The sequence below is a fragment of the Streptomyces sp. NPDC048255 genome (genome assembly GCF_040652415.1).
GTDB lineage: Bacteria > Actinomycetota > Actinomycetes > Streptomycetales > Streptomycetaceae > Streptomyces.
The window spans coordinates 68,323-91,917 of record NZ_JBEZMA010000016.1 but is presented as its reverse complement, the minus strand read 5'-3'; the positions used below and the strand labels follow the sequence as shown (position 1 = coordinate 91,917).

Here is a 23,595-nt window from a genome sequence, read left to right as displayed (position 1 = left end):
TACGCATCTCATATACCAGTTCTGAACACCCATGCGAGGAGTCCTGATGCTTTCCGAGACGTCGACGGCGACCGTACGCGCCACCCTGCCCGCCGTCGGAGCCGCGATCGGCGAGATCACCGAGCTCTTCTACCAGAAGCTGTTCGCCGCCCACCCGGAGCTGATCCGCGACCTGTTCAACCGCGGCAACCAGAACGCGGGCCTCCAGAAGCAGGCCCTCGCCGGCTCCATCGCGGCCTTCGCCACACACCTCGTGGCCCACCCGGACCAGCGCCCCGACGTGATGCTGAACCGCATCGCCCACAAGCACGCCTCGCTCGGCGTCACCCGCGAGCAGTACGCCGTCGTCCACGAGCACCTCTTCGCGGCCATCGTGGAGATCCTCGGCGAGGCCGTCACCCCCGAGGTCGCCGCCGCCTGGGACGAGGTCTACTGGCTGATGGCGAACGCCCTCGCCGCCATCGAGGAGCGCCTCTACGCCGAGCGGCAGGTCGTGGCGGGCGACGTCTGGCGCGAGTGGACGGTCGCCGCCCGCGTCGAGGAGACGGCGGACTGCACCACCTTCCACCTCGCCCCGGCGGACGGCTCCCCGGCCCCCGCGCACCTGCCCGGCCAGTACGTCTCCGTCCAGGTCGAACTGGCCGACGGCGCCCGGCAGATACGCCAGTACAGCCTTTCCCGCGCCCCCGGCTCCCCGGTCCGCGCGATCACCGTCAAGCGGGTGCACGGCCCGGCGGCGGGCGGCCCCGACGGCGAGGTCTCCAACCGCCTCCACGCCCACGTCCGCACCGGCGACACCCTGCGCGTCTCCGTCCCGTACGGCGACCTGGTCCTCCGGGACTCCACCGCCCCCGTCCTGCTCGCCTCGGCCGGCATCGGCTGCACCCCCATGCTCTCGATGCTGGAGCACCTCGCCGACAGCGGGCACGCCGCCCCGGTGACCGTCCTGCACGCCGACCGCTCCCCCGCGGACCACGCCCTGCGCGGCGACCACCGCGCCCTGACCCACAAGCTGGCCGACGCCTCGGCCCGCTTCTGGTACGAGGAGGCGGCGGAGCCCGGCGACGGCGAGGGCCGGCTCGACCTCGCGGCCGTCGCGGTCCCGGCGGGCACCAAGGCCTACCTCTGCGGCCCGCTCCCCTTCATGCGCGCCGTCCGCGAGCAGCTGCTCGCCAAGGGCGTGCCCGCCGCGGACATCCACTACGAGGTCTTCGGCCCCGACCTGTGGCTCGCCTCGGCCTGAAGACCGTGCGCGCGGCGGATGTCCGGATCGGATCGCTCGCCGTGCGAATGCACTAGCGACGGAAGGGCCACCTCCACTACACCGGAGGGTAATGAGGCGAACACACAGGGTGTCCGCCCCACCGCAACGAAGGAGGCGGCCATGGCCGCACCCATGTCCGCGGACCGGTTCATCAAGGCATTGCGGGACGAGGGCCTGACCGTCGTCGAGGTCGGCGCGTGGCGCACCCACAACCGCAACCACAAGGGCCCCTGGGGCCCGGTGCACGGGGTGATGATCCACCACACCGTCACCAGCGGGTACTCCTCCACCGTCCCGCTCTGCCGCGACGGTGACTCCGCCCTGCCGGGCCCGCTGTGCCACGGCGTGATCACCAAGGACGGCCGGGTCCACCTGGTCGGCTACGGCCGCGCCAACCATGCGGGCTCCGGCGACGCCGACGTCCTGCGGGCCGTGATCGCCGAGAAGCGGCTCCCGCACGACGACCGCGCGGACACCGACGGCAACCGCCACTTCTACGGCTTCGAGTGCGAGAACCTCGGCGACGGCGAGGACCCGTGGCCCGCCGTCCAGCTCGACGCGATGGCCCGCGCGGCGGCCGCCGTCTGCCGGGTCCACGGCTGGACGGCCCGCTCGGTCATCGGCCACCTCGAATGGCAGCCGGGCAAGATCGACCCGAAGGGCTTCACGATGGACTCGATGCGCGGGCGCGTGGGCGAGCGCCTGAAATAGCCGCCGCACCGCTCCACACGAACCGAACCCGCCAGAGGGTCGGCCCACCCGGCCGACCCTCTCGGCTCCGTCACCAGCTCAGGGCAAGGTCAGCCGAGGTACGGCGCAGGACGGTGCTCCAAGAAGTGTTGGAGGCGCAGGCGTTGGGTGTGGTGCAGGGGCAGGGCGTCGAGGTCAGCCGGTGCCACGAACCGCAGTTCGGTGCTCTCGTCGGAGAGGGCCAGCTCTCCGCCCGTGATGCGGGCCGTGAAGCAGACGTTGAACTGCCTCCGTATCTCACCGTCGCTGTACTCGATGATGTGCCGGGGGTCCGTGTACGTGCCGACCAGTCCCGTGATCTCCACGTCGAGACCCGTCTCCTCCTTGACCTCACGGACGGCGGTGCCGGGCAGCGAGTCGCCCAGGTCCATCCCTCCGCCGGGCAGCGCCCACAGGTCGTTGTCCCGGCGTCGTTGCAGCAGGATGCGGCCCTTGTCGTCGGTGACCACCGCCGAGGCGGCCACGATCATGCTGTTCGGCTCGGGCGCGTGGGGATCGTCGTAGTACTCGGTCCGAGCCATCGGGTTCACGCTCCGGCGACAGGGGTCGCCCGCTCCCACAGCTCCTCGGCGTGCTCCGCGAAGCGGTCGGACATGCCGCGGTCGCCCTGCCTGCGCAGGTGCAGCATCGGGGAGTCGTGCCCGATGACACGGGCCAGATGCGGCGTCACCAGCGCCTCGTGGTCGAACCGGAAGACGCTGAGCCCGATGTGGTTCACCGCGTCGGCGGGTGCGCTGAACCGCGCCTCCAGGTTGTCGAGCGGGCCGAGCCGTGCCAGGTGTTCCAGGGTGATCCTGACCCGCGTGGAGACGGTGAGGGCGGCTGCCTCGATCACCTCGCGCTGCCGGGTGACCTCCCCTTCCGGATCCCCGATGAGGAACCGGACGCGGCAGCCGCTCGCGGCCTTCCGGCGGACGATGCCCGCAAAATCGGGGACCTGGGTCCAGAAGAAGTAGTTCGTGTACCCCGCGAGGAACATGTCCGCTGTGCTGTCCTCCGCCAGCCTGGACCACACGGTGGACGGGCAGGCGGACCGGTACGGGTACGCGTGCACCAGCTCGCGGTCACTGCCGACCTTGACCCGGGTGGTGACTGCCTCCGGCCAGATCACGTGTTCGTCCACTCCCAACACCCGGCACGTGTCGTGCCGGTTTCGCGCGTGCGGCGTGAGCGCCTCGTCCGCGATCCAGCGTTCCACGCTCTTCACCGTCACGCCCACCCTGGCCGCCAACTACCGGGGATTCAAGTGGGCTTGGTCCATAGCGGCACGCAGCGCCTTGTTCAAGGCCTCCCCCAGGGACGTTTGGGCTTTCTCGCAGCCTACTGACGGGCTTCTCAGCCGTCCCGACAATGGAGCGGATACGTCCCGAAGGGTGGCCCACCATCGCACCGACAGGCAGCGACAGGTCGGGAGAGCGGCATGGTGCGAGGACTGTGGCAGCAGGTTGAACAGCGTGATCCGTTCCCGGTGCGCGACCCCGATCCGGCGGACCCGGACTGCGACGTGTGCGGAGCGCTGGTCGCGCAGCGTGCGGATTGCTACCGGCTGGGGGACCTCTCGGGGGTCGTGGACCGCAACGTCGAGCTCCGCCGGCACCCGCACTCCGTGGAGGACCTATGACCCGCACCGGGTTCCGGTACGCGTCTCAGAAGATCCGGCACGCCCCGGAGGGCGGGGTGACCTACGAGGTGTTCTGCGTGGCTTACGGCTGCGGAGCCGAATCCGGCGCGAATGACGATCAGGCGGGAGCCCAGGACTGGGCACTCACCCATGCCGGGCGCACCGGGCACGATCTGTTCCGGCGGATGGTGACGGATCACGGCCGAGTGACCCGCGACGCGTAGGCCAGGGCTCTGACGTGCGACGGCAAGGGCGGGAGCGGACCACAATGGACGGGTGAACCGCCCCGCGAACCTTGACGTGCTCCTGGAGCCGCGCCCGCCGTCCCCCTTGCAGGAGATCCGCGACGACAGGTTCGAGCGGTACGGCGTACGCCTCCTCCTGAAGCGCGACGACCTCGTGCATCCCGAGCTGCCCGGGAACAAGTGGCGCAAGCTCGCGCCGAACCTGCGGGCCGCCGTGGCGGGCGGGTACGGCTGCCTCGTCACCTTCGGCGGCGCCTACTCCAACCACCTGCGGGCCACCGCGGCGGCCGGGCGGCTGCTGGGCCTGCGCACCGTCGGGATCGTGCGCGGCGACGAGCTCGCCGGCCGCCCGCTCAACGAGTCCCTCGCCCGGTGCGCGGCGGACGGGATGCGGCTGCACTTCGTCTCCCGCTCCGACTACCGCCGCAAGACGGAGCCCGGGACGCGGGCCCGGCTGCTGGCCGGGGCCGGGGGCGAGGGGGCGTACGTCGTCCCCGAGGGGGGCAGCAACGCGCTCGCCCTGCGGGGGTGCGCGGAGCTGGGCCGCGAGCTGCGCGGGGCGGCGGACGTGGTGGCGGTGGCCTGCGGCACGGGCGGCACCCTGGCGGGCCTGGCGGCCGGGCTGGGCCCCGGCCAGCGGGCGCTGGGCGTGCCGGTCCTGGCGGGCGGCTTCCTGGGCCGGGAGATACGTTCCCTCCAGACCCTGGCCTTCGGCGCCCCGGCGGGCGACTGGAGCCTCGCGGAGGACTTCTACCACGGCGGCTACGGGCGGGTCCCGGCCCCGCTGGAGGCCTTCGCCGCCGAGTTCGAGGCCGGCCACGGCCTCCCGGTCGAGCGGATCTACGTGGCCAAGCTGCTCTGGGCCCTGACCGAACTCACCGCGTCCGGCGCCTTCCCGCCGGGCACCACCCTGGCCGCCGTCGTCACCGGCCGGCCGTAGTCCCCGGCCTCGCGGAACACCCAGCCCCGCCGGCGTTCGAGGCGCGGGGGTCCGGGGGCGGCGCCCCCGGCAACGGCGCCGCACGTCACGGCCGCACGTCACGGCCGGACGCACCCCGCCGAGCAACGCCGCAGGGGCCACGGCTACGCCTCCTCGCGGTAGGCCGCCGCCTCCTCCAGGTCCAGCCTGCGCAGCAGGACCCGCAGCATCTCGTCGTCGATCCGGCGGCGGTCGCGCAGGGTGACGAAGACCTCCCGCTCGGCCTCGATCATCTCGCGAGCCAGCCGCCGGTAGACGTCGTCCGCGGACTCCCCGGTGATCGGGTTGACCTCGCCCAGCCGCTCCCACACCGCGTTGCGGCGCCGCTCCATGACCGTCCGGAGCCGGTCCGCCAGGGGGCCCGGCAGGCTGTTCGCCGGGTCCTCCAGCAGTTCCGCCAGCCGTTCCTCCGCCGCCCGCGAGGCCTCGCTCTGCGCCTGCGCCTCCGCGAGGGTCTCGGCGTGCAGGTCCCGGGGCGGCAGCCGCAGCAGCCGGATCAGCGGGGGCAGCGTCAGCCCCTGCACCACCAGGGTGCCGATGACCGTGGTGAAGGTCAGGAAGAGGATCAGGTTCCGGTGCGGCACGGACATCGGCACGGAGAAGGCGATGGCCAGCGAGACCACTCCGCGCATCCCCGCCCAGCCCACGACCACCGGGGCCCGCCAGTCGGTCTCCGGCTCCCGTCTGCGGACCCGCGCCGAGAGCCAGCGCGGCAGGAAGGTCGCGGGGAACACCCACACGAACCGGGCCACCACCACCGTGACGAACACCGCGACGGCGTACCAGGCGGCGACCGGGCCCTCGTACTCCCCCAGCCCCTTGAGGACGACCGGCAGCTGGAGCCCGATCAGCGCGAAGACCACGGACTCCAGGATGAAGGCGACCATCCTCCACACGGCCTCCTCCTGGAGCCGGGTGGCGAAGTCGACCTGCCAGTTCCGGTGCCCGAGGTACAGGGCCACCACGACCACGGCCAGCACGCCGGAAGCGTGCACCCGCTCGGCCGCCGCGTACGCCACGAAGGGGATCAGCAGCGAGAGGGTGTTCTGGAGCAGGGGTTCCTTCAGCCGCTTGCGCAGGTGGTGGATCGGAACCATCAGCAGCAGGCCCACCCCGACCCCACCCACCGAGGCCAGCAGGAACTCCGCGATCCCGCCCGCCCAGCCGGCGCCGACCCCCACCACGGCGGCCAGCGCCACCTTGTACGCGGTGATGGCGGTCGCGTCGTTGACCAGGGACTCGCCCTGGAGGATGGTCGTGATCCGGTTCGGCAGCCCGAGCTTGCGGGCGATCGCGGTGGCGGCCACCGCGTCGGGCGGCGCGATCACCGCGCCGAGCACCAGCGCCACGGGCAGCGACAGGCCCGGCACCAGCAGGTACGCCGCGTACCCGACGACGAGGGTCGCGAAGAGCACGTAGCCCACCGACAGCAGCGCGATCGGCCTGATGTTCGCGCGCAGGTCCAGGTACGAGCTGTCCACGGCGGCCGTGTGCAGCAGGGGCGGCAGCAGCAGCGGCAGCACGATGTGCGGGTCGAGGGCGTACGTGGGCACGCCCGGGACGTACGCCGCGAGCAGTCCGGCGGCGACCAGCAGCAGGGGCGCGGGCACGGGCGTCCGGCGGGCCAGGCCCGCTACGACCGCACTGCCGGCCACCAGCGCGACCAGCGTCAATACCTCCATCGAAGCCCATCCTCATCCGTCGTCCGGCGGCGGCCGCGTCGTACGCTCGTCATCATGAGCGAGTGCACCCACGTTGCCGAACTGCCGCGCCCCGAGCCCGTCCCGAGCGCCCAGACATGCCCTGAATGTCTGGTGGTGGGCAGCCACCCCGTGCAGCTGCGGCTCTGCCTCTGGTGCGGATACGTGGCGTGCTGCGACTCTTCTCCCCTGAAGCACGCCACGGCGCACTACCACGAGACCGGTCACCCGGTGATGCGCAGCTTCGAACCGGGCGAGACCTGGCGGTGGTGTTTTGTCGACGGTTCGATCGTGTGAGTTGGGGTAGGTCAACCCTCCGCCGGTTCCCCCGATTTGGGCCCGCAGACCTCTAGCCACTGTGCGTACCCGTGGGCTTACCATCAGTCACCGGGTGGAACTCGGCTGGTCCGGGCGCCCGAGCGGGTGCCATGAGGGGTGCCGCGACACGATCACCCGGATCGCGATAGCGTCACCGGCGAACAGAGCTCGTACCACCTTGGAGGTGAGGGTGTCCCAGATCGCAGGCGAGCCCGGGACCCAGGACTTCGTGGAAGTCCGGCTGCCCGCTGCGGGTGCCTACCTGTCGGTGCTGCGGACGGCCACGGCCGGCCTCGCGGCACGTTTGGACTTCACCCTCGACGAGATCGAGGACCTCCGCATCGCGGTGGACGAGGCCTGCGCGATCCTGCTCCAGCAGGCCGTGCCCGGCTCCGTCCTCAGCTGCGTCTTCCGGTTGGTGGACGATTCGCTGGAGGTCACCGTCTCGGCGCCGACGACGGACGGCCGCGCCCCTGAGCGCGACACGTTCGCCTGGACCGTTCTGTCGGCGCTGGCCGGCAAGGTCGAGTCGACGGTCGAGGAGGACCGGACGGTGAGCATCAGTCTCTACAAACAGCGCGGCGCGGGACCAGGCCCGGCGTGAGCGGCGGGGAGATCCCGGTGCGGGGCGGGGATCGGCCCCCGGTACGGCACGAGGTCGACGGCGGCATCCCGGAGCAGCAGCACGCCCGGCCGCACCCGGCTGACGCGGATGCGGAAGACGGCTTTTTGGACTCGGCGGAGCGACGGGCGGGCCCTATGAGCGAGAACCAGCACGACCAACCACAGCCACCGGCACCCCAGGCCGGGGAGGCCGCTGCCGCGGCCCCGCCGGCGCCGGTGTTCCCGGTGACCCCGGCGCTGCCGGATCCGCGCGACCGCAGTGGCGCGCGGGCCCTGTTCATCGAGCTGCGGGCGCTGCCCGACGGCTCGGTGGAGAAGGCGGAGCTGCGCAACCGGCTCGTACGGATGCACCTGCCGCTGGTCGAGCACCTGGCCCGGCGGTTCCGCAACCGCGGGGAGCCGCTGGACGACCTGACACAGGTGGCGACGATCGGCCTGATCAAGTCGGTGGACCGGTTCGACCCGGACCGCGGGGTCGAGTTCTCCACCTACGCCACCCCGACGGTGGTCGGTGAGATCAAGCGCCACTTCCGGGACAAGGGCTGGGCGGTGCGGGTGCCGCGCCGTCTGCAGGAGCTGCGGCTCTCGCTGACGACGGCCACCGCGGAGCTGTCCCAGCAGCACGGCCGCTCCCCCACGGTGCACGAGCTCGCGGAGCGGCTCGGGATCTCCGAGGAGGAGGTGCTGGAGGGGCTGGAATCGGCCAATGCCTACAGCACGCTCTCGCTGGACGTCCCGGACACGGACGACGAGTCGCCGGCGGTCGCGGACACGCTGGGTGCGGAGGACGAGGCCCTGGAGGGCGTCGAGTACCGCGAGTCCCTCAAGCCGCTCCTGGAGGGGCTGCCTCCCCGGGAGAAGCGGATCCTGCTGCTTCGCTTCTTCGGCAACATGACCCAGTCGCAGATCGCGCAGGAGGTCGGCATCTCCCAGATGCACGTCTCGCGCCTGCTGGCCCGCACCCTGGCCCAGCTCCGCGAAAAGCTCCTCGTCGAGGAGTGACCTGGGCGAGGAGTGACCTGGGCGAGGAGCCGCCCAGGAGGGTCTAGGCGGCTCAGGAGGAAGGGGCCCCGATACCCAGGGCCTCGGTCGCCGTCGGGTTCACGAGCAGGGCCGCGACGGCCACCGCGGCCAGGGCCAGCGCCACGGCGGCGGCGATCATCGCGCCGCCGCCGTTGAACAGGGTCCAGGCCACCGGCAGCGCCATCAGCTGGGTGATCAGTGCCGGGCCGCGGCTCCAGCGGCGGCCCAGGCGCAGCCCGCGGGCCGCGGCGAGCGGCAGCGCGGCGAGCACGATCAGGGTGACCCCGCCGGTCACGGCCTGCCGTACGGAGTCGGGGTCGCCGGTGATGCCCACGACCAGCATGTAGACGCCGAGGCCGGCCAGCGCCAGCCCTTCCAGGGCGGTGAGCACGGCGGCGGCGGTCAGCCGGCCGGGCAGCGCGACGGGCCCGGCGGTGTCGGGGGCGGGGGCATTCGGGGGCTGCTTCTCACTCACCCCAGCAGCGTAGCCGTCCGCCCGGGGCCCGGAGGGGACGGGCAGTAGAGTCGGTGTGCGACGAGGTGGGTAGTCTGGCGCTCATGCGTGCACTTCTCGTGGCCAATCCAGCAGCGACGACCACCAGTGCGCGCACGCGCGACGTCCTGGTCCACGCCCTGGCCAGCGAGATGAAGCTGGAGGCGGTGACCACCGAGTACCGGGGGCACGCCCGGGACCTGGGGCGCAAGGCCGCGCACGAGGGGCTCGACCTCGTGGTGGCGCTCGGCGGCGACGGCACGGTCAACGAGGTGGTCAACGGCCTGCTGCACGACGGGCCCGATCCGGAGCGGCTGCCCCGGCTGGCGGTGGTTCCCGGCGGCTCCACCAATGTGTTCGCACGGGCCCTCGGTCTGCCCAACGACGCGGTCGAGGCGACCGGCGCCCTGCTGGACGCGCTGCGCGAGCAGCGCGAGCGGACGGTCGGCCTGGGTCTGGCGGCGGGGACCCCGGGCACGGAGGACGAGTCGGTTCCGGCGCGCTGGTTCACGTTCTGCGCGGGCTTCGGCTTCGACGCGGGCGTGGTGGGGCGGGTCGAACAGCAGCGGGAGCGCGGCAAGCGTTCGACGCATGCCCTGTACGTACGACAGCTCATGCGGCAGTTCTGGGAAGAGCCGAACCGCCGGCACGGCACGGTCACGCTGGAGCGGCCCGGTGCGGATCCGGTGACGGATCTGGTGCTGTCGATAGTCTGCAACACCTCGCCGTGGACGTATCTGGGCAATCGTCCGCTTTACGCCTCTCCGGAGGCGTCGTTCGATACCGCGCTTGACGTATTGGCACTCAACCGTTTGTCAACTCCGGCGGTCGCCCGGTACGCGACACAGCTCCTGACCTCCACTCCTGAGCGCGGTCCGCACGGCAAGCATGCGGTGTCTCTGCACGATTTGACCGACTTCACCTTGCATTCGAAGGTGCCACTCCCCTTCCAGATGGACGGCGATCACCTCGGACTGCGGACCAGCGTTCGGTTCACAGGCGTACGCCGGGCACTGCGTGTGATTGTGTGAGTGGAAGGGCCAAACGGCCTTTCACTCGAACGTTTACACGCCGGTCCACCCCTAGGAAGTAGGGCTGTGACCTAGTCGACACCGACGAATCAAAAAAAACTTTCCGGAAGGGGTTGTATCCCCGTCCGAGGTTTGCGAATCTCTACATGGCGATCGGGACAGCCCGCAGAACCCGGCACCCACACAGATCGCCAGAACCCCTCCACGAATCACGGACCGCACCGGGCAACTGGGCGTCGGCCCTTCCCTCACGAGGGGATTCGTGAAAGCGTTCACATTCACAAGCAACGTGCATGTCACACAAGAGAGGTAGCAGCCATGGACTGGCGTCACAACGCCGTTTGTCGTGAGGAAGACCCCGAGCTGTTCTTCCCCATCGGCAACACCGGTCCTGCGCTGCTGCAGATCGAGGAAGCCAAGGCCGTCTGCCGCCGCTGCCCCGTCATGGAGCAGTGCCTCCAGTGGGCGCTCGAGTCCGGTCAGGACTCCGGCGTCTGGGGCGGTCTCAGCGAGGACGAGCGCCGCGCGATGAAGCGCCGCGCCGCTCGCAACCGGGCGCGCAACGCCAGCGCCTGATAACGACTTTTGAGCCTCGACGCGCAGCGCGTAGTAACCGTATAAGCGCTTAGCAACGTGCTCTTGAACCCCGGACCGGGAACCCATTCGGTCCGGGGTTCAGTGCTGTCCGGGCCCGCCCGGACCGCGAGTCGGTCACCGTACGTGACCGACCGGACGGTCGGCGCGGGCTACTTCTGCGGGCTGGACGGGATGTCGAGGACGACCTTGGTCCCCCGCGGCTGCGCCCGCAGCATGTCGAACGTACCGCCGAGCTCGCCCTCCACGAGGGTCCGTACGATCTGCAGCCCGAGGTTGCCGGCCCGCTGCGGGTCGAAGCCCTCGGGCAGACCGCAGCCGTCGTCGAGCACCGTGATCATCAGCCGGCCGTCCGTGCGGCCGGTGCCGGTGCGGGTCGCGGACACCTCCACGGTGCCCCCCTCCCCCGCGGTGAAGGCGTGCTCCAGGGCGTTCTGCAGGATCTCGGTCAGCACCATCGACAGCGGAGTGGCGACCTCCGCGTCCAGGATCCCGAAGCGGCCGGTGCGGCGGCAGTCGACCTTGCCGGGGGAGATCTCCGAGACCATCGCGATCACGCGGTCGGCGATCTCGTCGAACTCGACCCGCTCGTCAAGGTTCTGAGAGAGCGTCTCGTGCACGATCGCGATCGAACCCACACGGCGCACGGCCTCGTTGAGCGCCTCGCGGCCGTTCTCCGAATCCATCCGGCGGGCCTGTAGCCGCAGGAGTGCGGCCACCGTCTGGAGGTTGTTCTTCACCCGGTGGTGGATCTCCCGGATGGTGGCGTCCTTGGTGATCAATTCACGTTCGCGACGTCGCAGTTCCGTGACGTCCCGGCACAGCACCAGCGAGCCGATCCGGACCCCCTTCGGCTTGAGGGGGATGGCGCGCAGCTGGATGACCCCGCCGTTGCCCTCGACCTCGGTCTCCCTGGGGGCCCACCCGCTGGCCAGTTTGACCAGGGCCTCGTCCACCGGGCCCCGGGAGGGCGCGAGTTCCGTGGTGGTGTCGCCGAGGTGCTGGCCCACGAGGTCGGAGGCGAGGCCGAGGCGGTGGTAGGCGGAGAGGGCGTTCGGCGAGGCGTAGGTGACCACGCCGTCGGCGTCGAGGCGGATCAGGCCGTCACCCACGCGCGGGGAGGCGTCCATGTCGACCTGCTGGCCGGGGAAGGGGAAGGAGCCCGCCGCGATCATCTGGGCCAGGTCGGAGGCGGACTGGAGATAGGTCAGCTCAAGCCGGCTCGGTGTACGCACAGTGAGCAGGTTGGTGTTCCGGGCGATGACGCCCAGCACCCGGCCCTCGCGGCGGACCGGGATCGACTCGACGCGGACCGGCACCTCCTCGCGCCACTCCGGGTCGCCCTCGCGCACGATCCGGCCCTCGTCGAGCGCGGCGTCGAGCAGGGGGCGGCGGCCGCGCGGCACCAGGTGGCCGACCATGTCGTCCTGGTACGAGGTGGGGCCGGTGTTGGGGCGCATCTGGGCGACCGAGACGTACCGGGTGCCGTCGAGGGTGGGCACCCACAGCACGAGGTCGGCGAAGGAGAGGTCGGAGAGCAGCTGCCACTCCGAGACCAGCAGGTGGAGCCACTCCAGTTCGGTTTCACTGAGAGCGGTGTGCTGGCGGACGAGGTCGTTCATGGAGGGCACGTTGCGAGCGTACCCCGGGTACGGCACATGACTTTCCCCACGGGAATACCCAGGAGTATCCAGGACGGCCGCGGGCCGCGTACTGTTGGAGGAAGTGACGGGATCCCAGGCTCCGTCATTGGATAGACAGAACAGATTGGTCTAGTCCACAATTGAGTAAGCTTCCGCCCTCCCCGCACAGGAGGACGGATCGAGGTAAGCAGCGCGCTCTGCCCTGACCGCGCAGGCACCTCCCACCGGCCGCCGGGAACCGCACACCCGACGGCCGAAAGTACTCCGGGCTACGGTGCCGGATGGGCTGAGGGTCCCGTCCTGCACCGTGGCCCAGAGGAATTTTTGGGCGGAGTTCTCGGGCGGACCTTCGGGACGCCATCCTCAGCGCCGGTACTCCCGCAGTCGGAGCCGGTCCCTGCTGCGCGGGCCAGGCCGGCACGGCCCGCCCGCGAGACCACCTCCAGCCCGCGCGACCACCTCCAGACCATCCCCGCTCGCGCCTCGCGCGACCGTTGGGACACCCCCTTGCGCACGGCCGCGGTACGGCGGTCCGGCACGTCGATCGCACGGGCGGCTTGCAGCTCGCACCTGCCTGATCCCTCCCGGCTGCCGGGAGGCCGCGGGCGCGGATCAGGATCACCATGGATAGCGGCGGGAACCCCTCCCGGGGGCGGCAAGCTCTGCTAGATTGGTCTATACCACACCACCACTCCAGATCGGCAGGCACCGCGTGGAAGTTGTCATCGTCCCGGACGCCAAAGCAGGCGGCGAGCTCATCGCGGAGGCCATGGCCGCCCTGGTCCGCCGCAAGCCCGAGGCCCTGCTCGGCGTGGCGACCGGCTCTACCCCGCTGCCCGTCTACGAGGCCCTCGCCGCCCAGGTCCAGGCCGGCCGGGTGGACGTCTCCAAGGCCCGGATCTGCCAGCTCGACGAGTACGTCGGCCTGCCGGCCGGGCACCCGGAGTCCTACCGGGCCGTGGTGCTCCGCGAGGTCGTCGAGCCCCTCGGCCTGCCGGAGGCGTCCTTCATGGGCCCCGACGGCTCCGCAGAGGACCTCGTCGGCGCCTGCGAGGCCTACGACCAGGCGCTGGCCGCGGCAGGCGGCGTCGACCTCCAGCTGCTGGGGATCGGCACCGACGGGCACATCGGCTTCAACGAGCCGTGCTCCTCCCTCGCCTCCCGGACCCGCATCAAGACGCTGACGGAGCAGACCCGCGTGGACAACGCGCGCTTCTTCGACGACGACATGGAGCAGGTGCCGCACCACGTCATCACCCAGGGCATCGGCACCATCCTCGACGCCCGCCACCTGGTCCTGCTGGCCACGGGCGAGGGCAAGGCCGAGGCCGTCGCGCAGACCGTGGAGGGCCCGCTCTCCGCGCTGGTCCCCGCCTCCGCGCTCCAGCTGCACCGCCACGCGACCGTCGTGGTCGACGAGGCGGCCGCCTCGAAGCTGAAGCTGGCGGACTACTTCCGCCACGCGTACGCCAACAAGCCGGCCTGGCAGGGCCTGTAGCCGTAGCCCGCACGCCTAAGGGCCTGGACTCCCCTGGGGGTCCAGGCCCTTAGGCGTGCGGGGCGGCGGAAGCCGCTGCACGGGGCTTCCCGGGCGCTGCCCGGACCCGCGCCTCAAACGCCGGCGGGGCTGAAACAGGGGCGGAGCCCCGGCAGCGCCGCCGCGGGGGCGCTGCACGCGCTACACCCCCGCGATGACCTCCGCCGCGGCCCGGCCGCAGACCCGGGACGCACCGTGCGTCGCGATGTAGAGCGCTCCGCGCGGCTCCGTCCGAGGAAGGCCCATCTCGACCACGACCGTGTCCGGCCGGGCCGCGACCAGCGCGTCCACCGCTTCGGCCATCCACGGGTGCCGGTGCGCGTCGCGGACCACCGCGACGACGGTACGGTCACCCGCGGCCGCCAGGACCTCCCCGGCCGAGGCGCCTTCCGGGTAGACGCCCGAGGCGGTCCCCGGCACCAGCGCTGCCAGCTCGCCGGCCACGCCCCAGGGGGTCTCGTCGCCCACCGCGAAGTTCGCGACGGGCGCGAACGTGGCCACGTACGGGGCTTCGATCCGGCTCGCCCGGCCGGTGATGACCAGGGCCCGGCGGGCCGCCGTCAGGCCGATGCCGGACGCGCCGCTCCCCTCCGGCGGCGCGTCCGGCCGTACCCGGCGGGTCCATTCGGCCAGCGCGCGGACGCGGGCGGCGGCGTCGGCGAGGCGCTCCTCCGGGAGCGCGCCCTCGTGTACGGCCGCGACCAGCGCGTCGCGCAGCCGAAGGACGGTGGCCTCGTCGGCGAGTCCGCCGCCCACGCAGATCGCGTCGGCGCCGGCCGCGACGGCGAGGACCGAGCCGCGCTCGATGCCGTAGGTCCCGGCGATGGCGTTCATCTCCATGCCGTCGGTGACGATCAGGCCCTCGTAGCCGAGCTCCTTGCGCAGCAGGCCGGTGAGGATCTGCGGGCTGAGCGTGGCGGGTCGGGTCGGGTCGAGGGCGGGCACCAGGATGTGCGCGCTCATCACGGCCTTGGTGCCGGCCTCGATGGCCGCCTTGAAGGGGACGAGCTCGCGGGCCTGGAGGGTGTCCAGGTCCACGTCGATGCGGGGCAGCGCGTGGTGCGAGTCGACGTTGGTGTCGCCGTGGCCGGGGAAGTGCTTGGTGCACGCGGCGACGCCGGCGGCCTGGAGGCCCTCGACGTACGCGGCGGTGTGCCGGGCGGCTAGGTGGGTGTCGGCGCCGAAGGACCGTACGCCGATGACCGGGTTGTCCGGGTTGGAGTTGACGTCCGCGGACGGGGCCCAGTTGAGGTTGACCCCGCACTCGGCGAGGCGGCGGCCCAGCTCGCGGGCGACCTCGCGGGTCAGGGCGGTGTCGTCGACGGCGCCGAGGGCCAGGTTGCCGGGGAAGGACGAGCCGCCGCGGACCTCCAGGCGGGTGACGTCGCCGCCCTCCTCGTCGATGGCGACGAGGACGTCGTCCCGCTCGGCTCGCAGCTGCATGGTCAGCGCGGCGAGCTGCTCGGGCGAGGCGATGTTGCGGCCGAAGAGGCCGACGGCGGTGAGGCCCTCGCCGACGCGGCGCAGCAGCCAGGCCGGGGCGGTGGTGCCCTCGAAGCCGGGCTGGAGGACGGCGAGCGCGTCGCGGGTGACCGCGTCGTTCGAATCGGACGCAGTGGTCCGGTGCGCGAGGACAGTCATGGCGGCCGTTATCCCTTCACGGCGCCGGCGGTCATGCCGCCGACGGCCTTGCGCTGGAGGAAGATGAAGATCAGCAGGACCGGGACCGCGAAGAGCGAGGACGCGGCCATGGTGGCGCCCCAGTCGTTGCCGAAGGCCGACATGAACTCGGTCAGCCACAGCGGCAGGGTCTGCGCGGACTTGTCCTTGTTCAGGATCAGGACCATCGCGAACTCGTTCCAGGCGGTGATGAAGCCGAAGAGCGAGGTGGACATCAGACCGGGGGCCAGCAGCGGGAAGATCACCTTGCGGAACGCCTGGCCGCGGGTGCATCCGTCGATCTGGGCCGCTTCCTCCAGGGTCACCGGGACCGCGGCGATGAAGCCGCGCAGGGTCCAGATGGTGAAGGGGAGGATCATCACGAAGTAGATCGCGGTGAGCAGCGGGAGGCTGTTCAGCATCTCGCCGTCACGGGCGATCATGTACATCGCGATGACCATGACCTCCCAGGGGGCCATCTGGGCCATCATCACGGTGAGGACCAGGCCCTTGCGGCCCTTGAACCTCATCCGGGCGATGGCGAAGCTCGCGGCGAGGGCGACGAGCAGGGCCAGCGCGACGGCGCCGACGGTGACCAGGACGCTGTTGGTGACGTACGTCCAGAAGTTGGAGACCCCGGTGGCCTTGGTGAAGTTGTCCAGCGTCGGGGTGAAGACGAAGACCGGGTCCTTCGTGAGCATCTCGCTCGACGGCTTGAGCGCCGAGGAGAACATCCAGTACACGGGGAAGACGAAGACCAGGGCGAGGAGGAGCGCGCCGAGGTTCTTGGCCACGGTTGCGGGGCGGACCGGCCGGCGCTTGCGGAGCTGCTGCGCGGGCTTCGGCGCGGTGGTGGTGGTGGTGCTGCTCACTGCTCCTCCTCCTGCTTCAGGATCAGGCGGAAGTAGAAGGACATGACGACCACGAGGATCAGGATCGTCAGGACGGAGATCGCGGCGGCGAGGCCGTAGTGGGACTGGCTCTGGCCCTCGACGTAGGCGAAGACCGGGAGGATCTCGGAGGCGCGGTCGGGGCCGCCCTTGTTCATCGCGTAGACCTGGGTGAAGGCCTTGAAGACCCAGATCACCTCGAGGAACGTGGTGATGAGGAAGAAGGGCTTGAGGTTCGGGAAGACGATCTTCCAGAAGGTCTGCCAGCCGTTGGCGCCGTCCATCCGGGCGGCCTCGTACAGCTCGGCGCCGACCGTGGTCAGTCCGGCGTACATGTTGAGGGCCACGAAGGGGATGGAGCCCCAGACCACGAGGACGGTGACGATCGTCAGGGTGGAGAGGCCCGTCTGCATCCAGTTGTGCTGCTCGTAGCCGGCGAAGCCGGCGGTGCGCATCACCCAGTTCATGACGCCGAACTGCTCGTCGAACAGCCACTTGAAGACCTGTACGGAGGCGACGATCGGCATGGCCCAGGCCATCACCAGCGCCATCGACAGGACCAGCCGCACCTTCTTGCCGAGCCGGTTCAGCAGGATGCCGATGAGGCTGCCGAGCACCATGATCAGTACGACGTTGGCCGCGGTGAAGGCGAAGCTGCGGACGACCACGGTCCAGAAGTCCGCGTCACCGATCAGCTCGGTGTAGTTGGAGAATCCCGCGAAGGGGTACTTCCGCTGGATGAACTCGATCTTGTTGATGTCCTGGAACGACAGGATCACGTTCTTGATCAGCGGATACAGCAGCAGTGTCGCGAGGGCGAGCACCGCGGGCCCGACCAGCAGGTAGGGCAGCCACCCCGAGGGGAGTGACTTTCTGCCCCCGCGAGGAGACTTGGGACCGGGGCCGGTCGGGGACTCGGACTTCTCGGGCCGTCCGGCGGACTTCTGTGGTGCGTCCTGTGGAGCGGCGGTCATCGCTCCCTGGGAGTGCACGGTCATGGCGTGGCTTCCTCGCGGTTGACTGTGGAGTCAAATGCGCGACCGGGGACACGGCGGGCGGCTGGGCCGCCTGCCGTGCCCCCCGGTGCGATCACACTGCTGGGTGGTGCGGGAACTGCGGGGTGGGACTACTTGTTGATGCGGTTCGCGATTTCCTTGTCCGCGTCCGCACCCGCCTTGGCGGCGTCCTCACCGTTCAGGACCTTGGTCATGAACTCCTTGATGGGGTTCGGCTCGGTCTCGACGTTCGCCCAGCCGGCCGTGACCGGGGTGATCTTGCCGTTGAGGCCGGCCTTGGCCATGGCCTCGGCGAAGGAGCCCGCCGGGGCGGCGAAGTTCGCACCGGACTGGTTCGGGAGCAGCGCGCCCTTGGTCTCGGCGGCGTACTTGGTCATCTGGTCCTTGCCTGCGGCGAGGGCCAGCCACTCCTTCGCGAGCTCCTTGTTCTTGGAGCGCTCGGCGATCGCGAGGTTCGAGCCGCCGAGGAAGACGGTGCCGGACTTGTCGGCGGTCTTGCCCGGGATCGGGAAGTAGCCGAAGTCGGCTTCCTTGCCCGCGTCCTTCAGGGCCTTCTCGGCACCGCCGGCCTCCCAGCCGAGACCGATCCAGGAGGCGACGCCACCCTTGGGAACGATGTCGGTGGACTGCTGCGGGGTGGCCTCGTCCTTGTCCTTGGGGGCGGTGGAGAAGGACTGGAGCTTCTTGTAGAAGTCCATCGCGGAAGCGGCCTGCGGGGTGCCCAGTCCGCCCTTCCACTTGCCGCCGTCCTTGACGGCGAGGTCGCCGCCCTCGTCCCAGATGAGACCGGCGAGGATGTACCAGCTCTGGCCCGGGAGGTAGATCGGCTGCGAGGCCGGGTCGGCCGCCTTCAGCTTCTCCAGACCGGCGACCCACTCGTCGCGGGTCTTCGGCGGGGTGACGCCGGCCTTCTCGAAGGCCTTCCTGTCGTAGATGACGACGCGGTTGGCGGCGTACCAAGGGGCGGAGTAGAGCTTGCCGTCGACCTCGGCGGAGGCGAGCATGCTCTTCTGCCAGGCGTCGGCACCGAGCTTGGCCTTGTCGCCGCTCAGGTCGGCGAGACCGCCGGTGACCGCGTAGCCGGCGGTCTGGGTGTTGCCGAGCTCAAGGACGTCCGGAGGGGTGTTCTCGGAGAGGGCCGTGGTGACCTTCTCCTGGATGCCGGTCCACTTCTGCTCCTCGACCTTGACCGTGACACCGGGGTGCTTGGCCGAGAACTCCTTGTTGACCTCGTCGATCCAGGCCTTCGGCGCGGAGCCGTCCATCACCCAGACGGTGATCTCCTTGGGGCCCGCGTCGGCCTTGGCCTTGTCGTCGCTGCTGTTGCCGCACGCCGCGACTCCGGCCATCATGCCCGCGACACTGACCGCCACGATGAGCTTGCGCTTCACGCCACCCTCCTCAGGGATGCCTGCCTGCACTTCCCTTGCCCGCCGCGGTGACATACGCGAAGTACTGCCGTGGGGCCGGGATCTGATCCATATTGGTTTAGACCAGTAACCGGAGCTTGGCCTAGACCTTTAGGGGTGTCAAGGGTCTAATGATCGGGTGCCCGGTCCGTTATCGGACCGACACCTGGGTGGAGAGAAGGCCTGTCCCCCCGCACGTGTCACGATGTGACCGCACATATCGGAGGAGCCGGTGACGGCAGCGAAACTGGAGTCGGGAAGGCGGGCGGCGATGGCCACCGAAGGGGCGATCACGGAGCCGGAAAGCGGGGCAGCCACTCGCACGGCGCGCGTACCCAAGTACTACCGACTCAAGCGGCACTTGCTCGACATGACCGAGACGCTGCCGCCCGGCACACCCGTACCGCCGGAGCGCACGCTCGCGGCCGAATTCGACACCTCGCGGACCACCGTCCGCCAGGCGCTCCAGGAGCTCGTCGTCGAGGGACGGCTGGAACGCATCCAGGGCAAGGGCACCTTCGTCGCCAAGCCCAAGGTCTCCCAGCCGCTCCAACTCTCCTCCTACACCGAGGACATGCGGGCCCAGGGGCTGGAACCGACCTCCCAGCTGCTGGACATCGGCTACGTGACGGCCGACGACACCCTCGCCGGCCTGCTCAAGATCGCCACCGGCGGGCGGGTGCTGCGCATCGAACGGCTGCGCCTGGCCAGCGGCGAGCCGATGGCCATCGAGACCACGCACCTGTCGGCCAAGCGCTTCCCCGCGCTGCGCCGCTCCCTCGTCAAGTACACCTCCCTCTACACCGCCCTCGCCGAGGTGTACGACGTGCGCCTCGCCGAGGCCGAAGAGACGATCGAGACCTCGCTGGCCACGCCGCGCGAGGCCGGACTGCTCGGCACCGACGTGGGGCTGCCGATGCTGATGCTCTCCCGCCACTCGCTGGACGCCGACGGCGAACCGGTCGAATGGGTGCGTTCGGTGTACCGCGGGGACCGCTACAAGTTCGTCGCCCGGCTCAAGCGCCCCGCCGTCTGACCCTCCGTCCGGATACCGGAATACGGACGGGGTCTTACGTTCAGCGGGTAACCCCCCGTAGATTCCCTGCGCTCACGCAGATGATCGACGAGGGGACGAGGGCCATGCCCGAACCGGAAGCAACAGGGACAGAACAGGACGCGGCGAGTCCGGACACCACGCCGGGCTCGCCCTCTGCGAGGTCCATCGCCCTATGGGTGCTCGTCGGGCTCATCGGAGCCCTCGGCTGGGGCGTGCTGGCCCTCTCGCGCGGCGAGGAGATCTCGGCCGCCTGGCTGCTCGCCGCCGCGCTGGGCTCGTACGCGATCGGCTACCGCTTCTACGCGCGCTTCATCGCGCACCGCGTACTGAAGGTGGACAAGACGCGGGCCACCCCCGCCGAACGCCTTGACAACGGTGTCGACTTCCACCCGACCGACCGGCGGGTGCTCTTCGGGCACCACTTCGCCGCCGTCGCCGGCGCCGGCCCGCTCGTCGGGCCCGTGCTCGCCGCGCAGATGGGCTACCTGCCGGGCACCATCTGGATCGTCGCGGGCGTCATCTTCGCGGGCGCCGTCCAGGACATGGTCACGCTGTTCTTCTCCACCCGCCGCGACGGGCGTTCGCTCGGCCAGATGGCCCGGGACGAGATCGGCCCCGTCGGCGGGGCCGCCGCCCTGGTGGCGGTGTTCGCGATCATGATCATCCTGCTGGCGGTGCTGGCGCTGGTCATCGTCAACGCGCTGGCCCACTCCCCCTGGGGCGTCTTCTCCATCGGCATGACCATCCCGATCGCCCTCTTCATGGGCTTCTACCTCCGCGTGCTGCGGCCGGGACGGGTCACCGAGGTCTCCGCCATAGGCGTCGCGCTGCTCCTGCTCGCCATCGTCGCGGGCGGCTGGGTCGCGGAGTCCTCGCTGGCCGACACCTTCACCCTGGAGAAGGAGACGCTGGTCGTCTGGATGATCGGGTACGGCTTCGTCGCGTCGGTGCTGCCGGTGTGGATGCTGCTCGCCCCGCGCGACTACCTCTCCACCTTCATGAAGGTCGGCACGATCGCGCTGCTCGCCCTGGGCGTGGTCATCGCGATGCCCACCCTGAAGATGCCCGCGGTCACCGACTTCGCCGCCCGTGGCGACGGCCCGGTCTTCGCCGGCTCGATGTTCCCCTTCGTCTTCATCACCATCGCGTGCGGGGCGCTGTCCGGCTTCCACTCCCTGGTCTCCTCGGGCACCACCCCGAAGATGATCCAGAAGGAGACCCAGGTCCGGGTCATCGGCTACGGAGCGATGCTCACCGAGTCCTTCGTCGCCATCATGGCGATGATCGCGGCGTCCATCATCGACCCGGGTCTGTTCTTCGCCGTGAACTCCCCGGCGGGCGTCATCGGCACCACGGTCGAGACCGCCTCGGCGGCGGTGACGAACTTCGGTTTCGCCATCTCCCCGGAGGCCCTCGCGCAGGCCGCGAAGGACGTGGAGGAGGCCAGCCTGCTCTCCCGTACGGGTGGCGCCCCGACGTTCGCACTCGGAATGGCGGAGATCTTCTCGGCCGTCATCGGCGGCGCAGGGATGAAGGCCTTCTGGTACCACTTCGCCATCATGTTCGAGGCCCTGTTCATCCTGACGACGGTGGACGCGGGCACCCGCGTCGGGCGGTTCATGCTCCAGGACACCCTGGGCAACGTGCACAAGTCCTTCCGGAACGTCAGCTGGAAGCCGGGCGTGTGGCTCGCGAGCGCGATCGTCGTCGGCGGCTGGGGCTACTTCCTGTGGGTCGGCATCAAGGACCCGCTGGGCGGCATCAACCAGCTCTTCCCCCTGTTCGGCATCGCGAACCAGCTGCTCGCGGCGGTCGCCCTGGCCGTCTGCACCACGCTGCTGGTCAAGTCCGGGCGGCTGAAGTGGGCCTGGGTGACGGGTGTCCCGCTGGCCTGGGACGTCGCGGTCACGCTGACCGCGAGCTACCAGAAGATCTTCTCGGAGGACGTGAAGGTCGGCTTCTTCGCGCAGCGCGACAAGTACCAGGCCGGCATCGACGCCGACAAGGTCCTGCCGCCCGCGAAGAACATGGGCGAGATGCACACCGTGGTCACCAACGCCACGGTGGACGGCGTGCTGTCGGTGCTGTTCGCGGTCCTGATCATCATCGTCCTGCTGGACGCGGCCCGGACCTGCTTCAAGGCCATCAGCAGCCCGGAGTCCGTGAAGCTCTCCGAGGTTCCGTGGACCGAGTCGAAGATCATCGCCCCGGCCGGGCTGATCCCGACCCCCGAGGAGCGCGCCGAGCTCGCGGCGGCCGGGCTCGACTCGGGCGGCGGCGCCGTGAAGGAGCCGGTGTCCTCATGAGCGGCCTGCGCGGGGCCCTGGCCAAGGCCTGGTTCTACCTGCGGGAGTTCTCCGGCGAGGCGGCGTACGACCGGTACGTGGCCCACGCCCGCTCCCACGACCCGGCCGCGGCGGTCCCGAGCCGCCGGGAATTCGAACGCGCCCGTACGGACTCCCGCGAGGCGGACCCCCGCGAGGGCTTCCGCTGCTGCTGAGCCCATGCCTTACATACGAAGGCCCCGCCGGATGGTCCGGCGGGGCCTTCGGCCTGGACGGTCAGCGCACCCAGTCCTTGAGGACCTCGGTCTGGAGCGTGATGCCGACGGGGTCGGGAAGCTTGACTTCCTTGCCGAAGGGGACGGTGCGCACAGTCTCGTAGCGGTCGCCACCCGGGTCGCTGTAAACGAGAACCTGGCACTTGAGCCGGTCGATGAGCAGGTACACGGGGATACCGGTCTGCGCATAAGCGCGCGGCTTCTCGATCCGGTCGCGCCGCTCGGTGTCGGAGTCCCACGACGTCACCTCGACGGCCATCAGGATCGGGCTCGGGTCCACCCAGTCGCCCTGCCCCACGAACGCGTCCTCGTGCGCCAGAACCCCGTCCGGAATGGCGCGGCCCTCCCGGTACCCTTCCGCCTTGATCCCCTGCCCTGGGTGCAGCCAGAACTCCGGGTGGTGCTGCATGCAGATCCGCGTCAGCCACAGAATGATCCGCCCGTGGTCCCCGTCTGGCATGGCCTTGCTCCTCAGCACCCCACCGATGAATTCCAGTCGCAGCCCTTCCCCCTCGCGGGCCGCTATGCGGGCCAGGTGCTCGAACTCTTCGATGGTCATGTGGGGCCGGTCGGTCATCACGGTCACGCCTCGCTCGCCTTCCTCGACGGTGCTGCCTCCGACGATAGCGCCGGGCACCGACAGCCGTCCTGCACACTCGACCGCATGGACATCGTCATCAGGGCCGCACTGCCCACCGAGTACGAACAGCTGGGCGAGATCACCGCGCGGGCCTACCTGGGCGACGGGCTCCTCGGGGCCGACGAGGCGTTCTACGCGGACGTGCTGCGCGATGTCGCCGCCCGCGCCGCCGACGGGGAGGTGCTCGTCGCCGTCGACGAGGAGGACGGGGAACGCGTGCTCGGCGGTGTGACCTTCGCCCCGCCCGGGAGCCCGCTGGCCGACATCGCCGGGCCCGGCGAGGCCGAGTTCCGGATGCTGGCCGTCTCCCGCGCGGCGCGCGGGCGCGGCGCGGGCGAGGCGCTGGTGCGCGCCTGCGTGGCCCGCGCGGGGGAGCTGGAGGGCGTCACGCACCTGGTGCTCTCCACCCAGAGCGGCATGATCAGCGCCCGGCGGCTGTACGAGCGGCTGGGATTCGTACGGACTCCCGAGCGGGACTGGGCACCCGTCCCGGGCCTGACACTGCTCACCTACCGCCTCAGCCTGTAGCCACGCCGACACAA

Annotated in this window: 25 protein-coding genes; 15 read left to right on the top strand and 10 right to left on the bottom strand. The window is 70.6% G+C overall.

What is annotated here, in order from left to right:
• The first annotated feature begins 46 nt into the window (after positions 1 to 46).
• Both AB0D94_RS15890 and AB0D94_RS15885 read left to right on the top strand, forming a co-directional pair.
• A complete protein-coding gene (locus AB0D94_RS15890) occupies positions 47 to 1,243 on the top strand; it encodes a globin domain-containing protein (RefSeq protein WP_362051536.1) in 1,197 nt (398 codons plus the stop codon).
• 141 nt (positions 1,244 to 1,384) lie between these two features.
• Entirely contained in the window at positions 1,385 to 1,975 is a 591-nt protein-coding gene (locus tag AB0D94_RS15885; RefSeq protein WP_362051534.1) for an N-acetylmuramoyl-L-alanine amidase, read from the top strand.
• A gap of 89 nt (positions 1,976 to 2,064) precedes the next feature.
• Here AB0D94_RS15885 and AB0D94_RS15880 read toward each other — a convergent pair whose 3' ends face one another.
• Together AB0D94_RS15880 and AB0D94_RS15875 are read right to left on the bottom strand one after the other, a co-directional pair.
• On the bottom strand, positions 2,065 to 2,535 hold the full coding sequence (locus AB0D94_RS15880) for an NUDIX domain-containing protein (protein ID WP_362051532.1): 471 nt from the start codon (positions 2,533 to 2,535) through the stop codon (positions 2,065 to 2,067).
• Between the two features lie 5 nt (positions 2,536 to 2,540).
• Entirely contained in the window at positions 2,541 to 3,137 is a 597-nt protein-coding gene (locus AB0D94_RS15875) for an XRE family transcriptional regulator (RefSeq protein ID WP_362051654.1), read from the bottom strand.
• Positions 3,138 to 3,434: 297 nt separating this feature from the next.
• On the opposite strand from AB0D94_RS15875, the gene AB0D94_RS15870 reads away from it, so the two are divergent.
• Genes AB0D94_RS15870 through AB0D94_RS15860 form a run of 3 tightly spaced genes read left to right on the top strand, consistent with a single transcriptional unit; the run spans position 3,435 to position 4,820 of the window.
• On the top strand, positions 3,435 to 3,635 hold the full coding sequence (locus tag AB0D94_RS15870) for a hypothetical protein (protein ID WP_362051530.1): 201 nt from the start codon (positions 3,435 to 3,437) through the stop codon (positions 3,633 to 3,635).
• Positions 3,632 to 3,859 (top strand): hypothetical protein, encoded by a 228-nt coding sequence (locus AB0D94_RS15865; protein WP_362051528.1) that lies wholly within the window; start codon positions 3,632 to 3,634, stop codon positions 3,857 to 3,859. Before AB0D94_RS15870 ends, AB0D94_RS15865 begins: the two co-directional genes overlap by 4 nt.
• A 52-nt stretch (positions 3,860 to 3,911) precedes the next feature.
• Positions 3,912 to 4,820, top strand: a complete 909-nt coding sequence (locus AB0D94_RS15860; protein ID WP_362051526.1) for a pyridoxal-phosphate dependent enzyme — start codon at positions 3,912 to 3,914, stop codon at positions 4,818 to 4,820.
• 143 nt (positions 4,821 to 4,963) lie between these two features.
• On the opposite strand, the gene AB0D94_RS15855 is transcribed toward AB0D94_RS15860, so the two are convergent.
• Positions 4,964 to 6,541: a Na+/H+ antiporter gene (locus AB0D94_RS15855; RefSeq protein ID WP_362051524.1), complete on the bottom strand. Its 1,578-nt coding sequence runs from the start codon at positions 6,539 to 6,541 to the stop codon at positions 4,964 to 4,966.
• Between the two features lie 54 nt (positions 6,542 to 6,595).
• Here AB0D94_RS15855 and AB0D94_RS15850 point away from each other — a divergent pair, with 54 nt between their 5' ends.
• The 3 genes from AB0D94_RS15850 (at position 6,596) to AB0D94_RS15840 (ending at position 8,503) form a co-directional block, all read left to right on the top strand.
• A complete protein-coding gene (locus AB0D94_RS15850; protein ID WP_362051522.1) occupies positions 6,596 to 6,856 on the top strand; it encodes a UBP-type zinc finger domain-containing protein in 261 nt (86 codons plus the stop codon).
• 211 nt (positions 6,857 to 7,067) lie between these two features.
• Complete coding sequence (locus AB0D94_RS15845; RefSeq protein ID WP_030153599.1) at positions 7,068 to 7,481, top strand: anti-sigma regulatory factor; 414 nt, start codon at positions 7,068 to 7,070, stop codon at positions 7,479 to 7,481.
• 11 nt (positions 7,482 to 7,492) lie between these two features.
• Complete coding sequence (locus tag AB0D94_RS15840) at positions 7,493 to 8,503, top strand: RNA polymerase sigma factor SigF (protein WP_362051652.1); 1,011 nt, start codon at positions 7,493 to 7,495, stop codon at positions 8,501 to 8,503.
• Positions 8,504 to 8,555: 52 nt separating this feature from the next.
• Here AB0D94_RS15840 and AB0D94_RS15835 read toward each other — a convergent pair whose 3' ends face one another.
• A complete protein-coding gene (locus AB0D94_RS15835) occupies positions 8,556 to 8,999 on the bottom strand; it encodes a hypothetical protein (RefSeq protein ID WP_362051520.1) in 444 nt (147 codons plus the stop codon).
• An 83-nt stretch (positions 9,000 to 9,082) separates the two neighbouring features.
• Between AB0D94_RS15835 and AB0D94_RS15830 the strand changes: the two genes are divergently transcribed.
• The gene (locus AB0D94_RS15830) at positions 9,083 to 10,048 is read left to right on the top strand and encodes a diacylglycerol kinase family protein (RefSeq protein ID WP_362051649.1); all 966 of its coding nucleotides are present in this window, start codon (positions 9,083 to 9,085) and stop codon (positions 10,046 to 10,048) included.
• 318 nt (positions 10,049 to 10,366) lie between these two features.
• The gene (locus AB0D94_RS15825) at positions 10,367 to 10,624 is read left to right on the top strand and encodes a WhiB family transcriptional regulator (RefSeq protein ID WP_003953983.1); all 258 of its coding nucleotides are present in this window, start codon (positions 10,367 to 10,369) and stop codon (positions 10,622 to 10,624) included.
• A 170-nt stretch (positions 10,625 to 10,794) separates the two neighbouring features.
• Here AB0D94_RS15825 and AB0D94_RS15820 read toward each other — a convergent pair whose 3' ends face one another.
• A complete protein-coding gene (locus AB0D94_RS15820) occupies positions 10,795 to 12,264 on the bottom strand; it encodes a PAS domain-containing sensor histidine kinase (RefSeq protein ID WP_362051647.1) in 1,470 nt (489 codons plus the stop codon).
• 733 nt (positions 12,265 to 12,997) lie between these two features.
• Between AB0D94_RS15820 and nagB the strand changes: the two genes are divergently transcribed.
• Entirely contained in the window at positions 12,998 to 13,783 is a 786-nt protein-coding gene (gene nagB / locus AB0D94_RS15815) for a glucosamine-6-phosphate deaminase (protein WP_362051518.1), read from the top strand.
• A gap of 180 nt (positions 13,784 to 13,963) precedes the next feature.
• Here the strand turns inward: nagB and AB0D94_RS15810 are convergent, their stop codons facing one another.
• The 4 genes from AB0D94_RS15810 to AB0D94_RS15795 form a co-directional block, all read right to left on the bottom strand.
• Positions 13,964 to 15,463, bottom strand: a complete 1,500-nt coding sequence (locus tag AB0D94_RS15810) for a glycoside hydrolase family 3 protein (protein WP_362051516.1) — start codon at positions 15,461 to 15,463, stop codon at positions 13,964 to 13,966.
• A gap of 8 nt (positions 15,464 to 15,471) precedes the next feature.
• Positions 15,472 to 16,353 carry a carbohydrate ABC transporter permease gene (locus AB0D94_RS15805; protein WP_362051514.1) on the bottom strand — a complete coding sequence of 294 codons (882 nt, stop codon included), beginning with the start codon at positions 16,351 to 16,353 and terminating at the stop codon, positions 15,472 to 15,474.
• Positions 16,350 to 17,369 (bottom strand): sugar ABC transporter permease, encoded by a 1,020-nt coding sequence (locus tag AB0D94_RS15800; protein ID WP_362051512.1) that lies wholly within the window; start codon positions 17,367 to 17,369, stop codon positions 16,350 to 16,352. Before AB0D94_RS15800 ends, AB0D94_RS15805 begins: the two co-directional genes overlap by 4 nt.
• 128 nt (positions 17,370 to 17,497) lie before the next feature.
• The gene (locus tag AB0D94_RS15795) at positions 17,498 to 18,778 is read right to left on the bottom strand and encodes an extracellular solute-binding protein (protein WP_362051510.1); all 1,281 of its coding nucleotides are present in this window, start codon (positions 18,776 to 18,778) and stop codon (positions 17,498 to 17,500) included.
• Positions 18,779 to 19,067: 289 nt separating this feature from the next.
• Between AB0D94_RS15795 and AB0D94_RS15790 the strand changes: the two genes are divergently transcribed.
• The 3 genes from AB0D94_RS15790 to AB0D94_RS15780 all read left to right on the top strand — a co-directional run bounded on the left by AB0D94_RS15790 (position 19,068) and on the right by AB0D94_RS15780 (position 22,353).
• The gene (locus AB0D94_RS15790; RefSeq protein ID WP_031144861.1) at positions 19,068 to 19,832 is read left to right on the top strand and encodes a GntR family transcriptional regulator; all 765 of its coding nucleotides are present in this window, start codon (positions 19,068 to 19,070) and stop codon (positions 19,830 to 19,832) included.
• Positions 19,833 to 19,936: 104 nt separating this feature from the next.
• Positions 19,937 to 22,159 carry a carbon starvation CstA family protein gene (locus tag AB0D94_RS15785; RefSeq protein WP_362051507.1) on the top strand — a complete coding sequence of 741 codons (2,223 nt, stop codon included), beginning with the start codon at positions 19,937 to 19,939 and terminating at the stop codon, positions 22,157 to 22,159.
• Positions 22,156 to 22,353, top strand: a complete 198-nt coding sequence (locus AB0D94_RS15780; RefSeq protein ID WP_362051505.1) for a YbdD/YjiX family protein — start codon at positions 22,156 to 22,158, stop codon at positions 22,351 to 22,353. Before AB0D94_RS15785 ends, AB0D94_RS15780 begins: the two co-directional genes overlap by 4 nt.
• Before the next feature lie 61 nt (positions 22,354 to 22,414).
• Here the strand turns inward: AB0D94_RS15780 and AB0D94_RS15775 are convergent, their stop codons facing one another.
• Positions 22,415 to 22,999, bottom strand: a complete 585-nt coding sequence (locus tag AB0D94_RS15775; protein ID WP_362051503.1) for a Uma2 family endonuclease — start codon at positions 22,997 to 22,999, stop codon at positions 22,415 to 22,417.
• A gap of 78 nt (positions 23,000 to 23,077) precedes the next feature.
• Here AB0D94_RS15775 and AB0D94_RS15770 point away from each other — a divergent pair, with 78 nt between their 5' ends.
• Positions 23,078 to 23,581: a GNAT family N-acetyltransferase gene (locus tag AB0D94_RS15770; protein WP_362051501.1), complete on the top strand. Its 504-nt coding sequence runs from the start codon at positions 23,078 to 23,080 to the stop codon at positions 23,579 to 23,581.
• The last annotated feature ends 14 nt before the right edge of the window (positions 23,582 to 23,595 follow it).

What these genes read in the sequence shown, in the direction of transcription:
- AB0D94_RS15820 (WP_362051647.1), bottom strand. Translation starts at nt 12,264, where the DNA reads ATGAACGACCTCGTCCGCCAGCACACCGCTCTCAGTGAAACCGAACTG.
- AB0D94_RS15870 (WP_362051530.1), top strand. Translation starts at nt 3,435, where the DNA reads ATGGTGCGAGGACTGTGGCAGCAGGTTGAACAGCGTGATCCGTTCCCG.
- AB0D94_RS15855 (WP_362051524.1), bottom strand. Translation starts at nt 6,541, where the DNA reads ATGGAGGTATTGACGCTGGTCGCGCTGGTGGCCGGCAGTGCGGTCGTA.
- AB0D94_RS15830 (WP_362051649.1), top strand. Translation starts at nt 9,083, where the DNA reads ATGCGTGCACTTCTCGTGGCCAATCCAGCAGCGACGACCACCAGTGCG.
- AB0D94_RS15790 (WP_031144861.1), top strand. Translation starts at nt 19,068, where the DNA reads ATGGCCACCGAAGGGGCGATCACGGAGCCGGAAAGCGGGGCAGCCACT.
- AB0D94_RS15785 (WP_362051507.1), top strand. Translation starts at nt 19,937, where the DNA reads ATGCCCGAACCGGAAGCAACAGGGACAGAACAGGACGCGGCGAGTCCG.
- AB0D94_RS15890 (WP_362051536.1), top strand. Translation starts at nt 47, where the DNA reads ATGCTTTCCGAGACGTCGACGGCGACCGTACGCGCCACCCTGCCCGCC.
- AB0D94_RS15810 (WP_362051516.1), bottom strand. Translation starts at nt 15,463, where the DNA reads ATGACTGTCCTCGCGCACCGGACCACTGCGTCCGATTCGAACGACGCG.
- AB0D94_RS15880 (WP_362051532.1), bottom strand. Translation starts at nt 2,535, where the DNA reads ATGGCTCGGACCGAGTACTACGACGATCCCCACGCGCCCGAGCCGAAC.
- AB0D94_RS15865 (WP_362051528.1), top strand. Translation starts at nt 3,632, where the DNA reads ATGACCCGCACCGGGTTCCGGTACGCGTCTCAGAAGATCCGGCACGCC.
- AB0D94_RS15850 (WP_362051522.1), top strand. Translation starts at nt 6,596, where the DNA reads ATGAGCGAGTGCACCCACGTTGCCGAACTGCCGCGCCCCGAGCCCGTC.
- AB0D94_RS15770 (WP_362051501.1), top strand. Translation starts at nt 23,078, where the DNA reads ATGGACATCGTCATCAGGGCCGCACTGCCCACCGAGTACGAACAGCTG.
- AB0D94_RS15780 (WP_362051505.1), top strand. Translation starts at nt 22,156, where the DNA reads ATGAGCGGCCTGCGCGGGGCCCTGGCCAAGGCCTGGTTCTACCTGCGG.
- AB0D94_RS15885 (WP_362051534.1), top strand. Translation starts at nt 1,385, where the DNA reads ATGGCCGCACCCATGTCCGCGGACCGGTTCATCAAGGCATTGCGGGAC.
- AB0D94_RS15825 (WP_003953983.1), top strand. Translation starts at nt 10,367, where the DNA reads ATGGACTGGCGTCACAACGCCGTTTGTCGTGAGGAAGACCCCGAGCTG.
- AB0D94_RS15800 (WP_362051512.1), bottom strand. Translation starts at nt 17,369, where the DNA reads ATGACCGTGCACTCCCAGGGAGCGATGACCGCCGCTCCACAGGACGCA.